This is a genomic window from Aquimarina litoralis, assembly GCF_019295435.1.
Taxonomy (GTDB): domain Bacteria; phylum Bacteroidota; class Bacteroidia; order Flavobacteriales; family Flavobacteriaceae; genus Aquimarina; species Aquimarina litoralis_A.
In genome coordinates, this window is the sequence record NZ_WEKL01000094.1 from 1 (window position 1) to 3210 (window position 3210).

General features: G+C 34.2%; 2 protein-coding genes. Both read left to right on the forward strand.

Annotation, left to right across the window (positions count from 1 at the left end; all coding sequences use genetic code 11):
* Positions 1 to 3030 (forward strand): RHS repeat domain-containing protein (locus tag GBO31_RS23255; protein ID WP_219011016.1); only part of this gene is annotated, 3030 nt, incomplete at its 5' end.
* The coding region (locus tag GBO31_RS23260; protein WP_219011019.1) for a hypothetical protein at positions 3027 to 3210 on the forward strand (184 nt) is incomplete at its 3' end. The genes GBO31_RS23255 and GBO31_RS23260, both read left to right, overlap by 4 nt.

The following is a 3210-nucleotide window of genomic DNA, read 5'->3' on the forward strand; positions in this document are numbered from 1 at the left end:
GCAGCACCAGGATTGGATTGGCAAGCGAAAATATCTGGAGATGACCATACCATCAAACTGGACAGAACTTTAAATACAGCTGCTGATAATGTTGTCTATTTTAAAGTGAATTATGCTGGTGGAAACACCTTAGTACCAACTTTACAAAAGGTAGGGAATTATCCAGCAAATGAACTTTTTGTATCCATTACCAAAGATGAAAACTGGAAAACCAGTGATGGTAATAATCATACTACAAAAGAATTTACAGACAAACGTGGAAGAGTTATTTTAAAACGAACCTACAATAGCAATGTCGCGCATGACACCTATTATGTGTATGATGATTTTGGAAATCTGTCCTATGTATTCCCTCCTAAGGTAACAGTAGACAATGGAATATCTGGTACAGAACTTAATGAACTGGGATATCAGTACAGATACGATCGCAGAAACCGATTGGTAGAAAAGAAAATACCTGGAAAAGGTTGGGAGTATATTGTATACAACAAACTGGATCAACCAGTGATGACACAAGATGCAAATCAACGTCCACGTAATGAATGGTTGTTTACCAAATACGATGCCTTTGGAAGAGTAGCTTTTACAGGATTACATTTGCATCCAGGTAATGTTTCCAGAACAACGATGCAAGGTTTCTCCGATAACGGAAATTATACACAATATGTAACCAAAACATCACAATATATTGATGTAGCAAATACGAACATCTATTATTCTAATGATGCCATTCCTACGGGAGTTCATAAAATATATACCATCAATTACTATGATGATTATGGTTTTGATAGAGATGGATTAAACAAATCAACAAGTGTATATGGAGTAGTTACTACCAATACCACCAAAGGATTAGCCACAGGATCTAAAGTACGTGTACTAGGAACAGATCAGTGGATCACTACAGTGATGGCATATGACAATAAAGGACAAGTGATATGGACAGGTAGCCGTAATGACTATTTAAACACTACGGATATTGTAGAAACCTTATTAGACTTTACTGGAAAACCAATCAAAGTAAAGACCACACATACTAAAGGGAGTAATGCAGCAATTGTAACTACGGACACCTTTACCTACGATCATATGGGAAGAGTATTGACCCAAAAACAACAAATTGGGTCGCATCCTGAAGAGCTTATTGTACAAAACAACTATGATGAACTTGGGCAATTAGAAAGTAAAAAAGTAGGAAATGCAGAACAGGCACCATTACAAACCGTAGATTACAAATACAATGTACGTGGTTGGCTTACCGATATCAATGATGTGAATAGTATTGGAGACGATCTGTTTACTTTTAAGATTAACTATAATGCAACCGAAGGACGCTATAGTATCCCAAAACTTTATAATGGTAATATTGCGGAAACGATCTGGAAAACAGCCAATGATAATACCAAAAGAGCCTATGGATATGAATATGATCCATTAAATAGAATAAAAGATAGTTACTTTAGGTACAATGAAAGTCTTACAGGTGCCTCTCTTAGATCCTATGATGTAAGAAATATTAACTATGATAAAAATGGGAATATAACATCACTGACTCGATACAATGAGATGGGAACATCAAATATTATGGATAACCTTTCTTATCAATACGGATCTGGAAACAAGTTATCCAAAGTGACAGATAATGGCAATGATCATGTTGGCTTTTTAGATGGCACCAATACTAATAGTGACTACGCATATGATGTAAACGGGAATATGACCATCGATCGTAATAAAGGAATTACAGGGATTACCTATAATCACTTAAACTTACCCACATCGGTGGCAATAAATGATCAGGCACGTTCTAACACGGGAAATATTAGCTATATTTACGACGCAACTGGAGTGAAACAAAAAAAGATCGTCTCTGGTGGAAGTTCTTTAACAGTAGAATACGCTGGTAACTATGTATACCAAAATGGACAGTTACAGTTCTTTAGCACCGCTGAAGGATATGTAGAACCGGTATTTGCGAGCAATGGCGTGGCAATCTCATCCTTTGACTACATCTATCAATATAAAGACCATTTAGGAAATATCAGACTATCCTATGCTGATAATAATAATGATGGTAATATTGATGTCATTCCAGGATCAGCAACAAGTGAAATCTTAGAAGAAAATAATTATTATCCTTTTGGGTTACAACATAAGGGGTATAATACTCAAATCACCAGTTCTAATGCTGCACTGAAGTACAAATACAATGGTAAAGAATTGAATGAAGAATTAGGAATCAATTGGCATGATTATGGTGCTAGAAACTATGATGCTACATTGGGTAGATGGATGAATTTAGATCCGTTGGCGGAAAATTATTATGTTATAAGTCCATATACTTATACCGCTAATAATCCAATCTTATTTTTGGATCCTGATGGGAAGAGAATTAAATATTTTAATGATCCTAATAAAACAAGAAAAGAAAATAGACAAGCAAGAAGAGCAGTTCGTAAAGAACTAAGATCATTAAAAAAAAGATCCTCAATCGCTCGTAAACATATAAATAGATTAAAAAGAAGTAAACATACGTTCACAATAAAGATTGTTGGAAGTAATAATAGAAATAGAAATACTACAGATCCCGATAATCGTCAAGATGCTCAAGATCCAGAAAAAGGCTCTGGAGGAGTTATTTATTACAACCCTGGAACTTTTAGTATCGCTCCCGACACAAATTCCGAAGGATATCCTGAAATATATCCTGAAACAGCATTATTAGAGGAAATTGTACACGCCTCTAGATCTGTATCTGGAGAAATGACATTAACTGAATCAGGAAATCAAATTAAAGATAGACCAGAGTTAAACATTGAAGGAAATGTTAAAGAAGAAATTGCAACAAACAGAATAGTTAATAACGTAAGAAATCAACTTTCTCAACCAATCAGGGTTACTTATACATTTCCCGCTACAAGAGTAAACCCACAAGATGGAAGTTTAGATTTTAGCCAAGGGTCTCCTACCGTAAAAGTAGTTGTACCAATAAATAATCCTAATAAATACAAGGTTATAAAGAAAAAATGAATAGTAATATTAAAATCGTAATCTCTTTTTTATTTCTAGTGCCTTCTTTGTTTTTTTCTCAAGAATGCAAATTAATAAATGAAAAGAAGATAGGTGAAACACTATTAGATAGTGTATTTCATTATCCAAACAAACAAATGGAATTAGTGGCAAATGAATTTAGAAAACATTCTAATAATA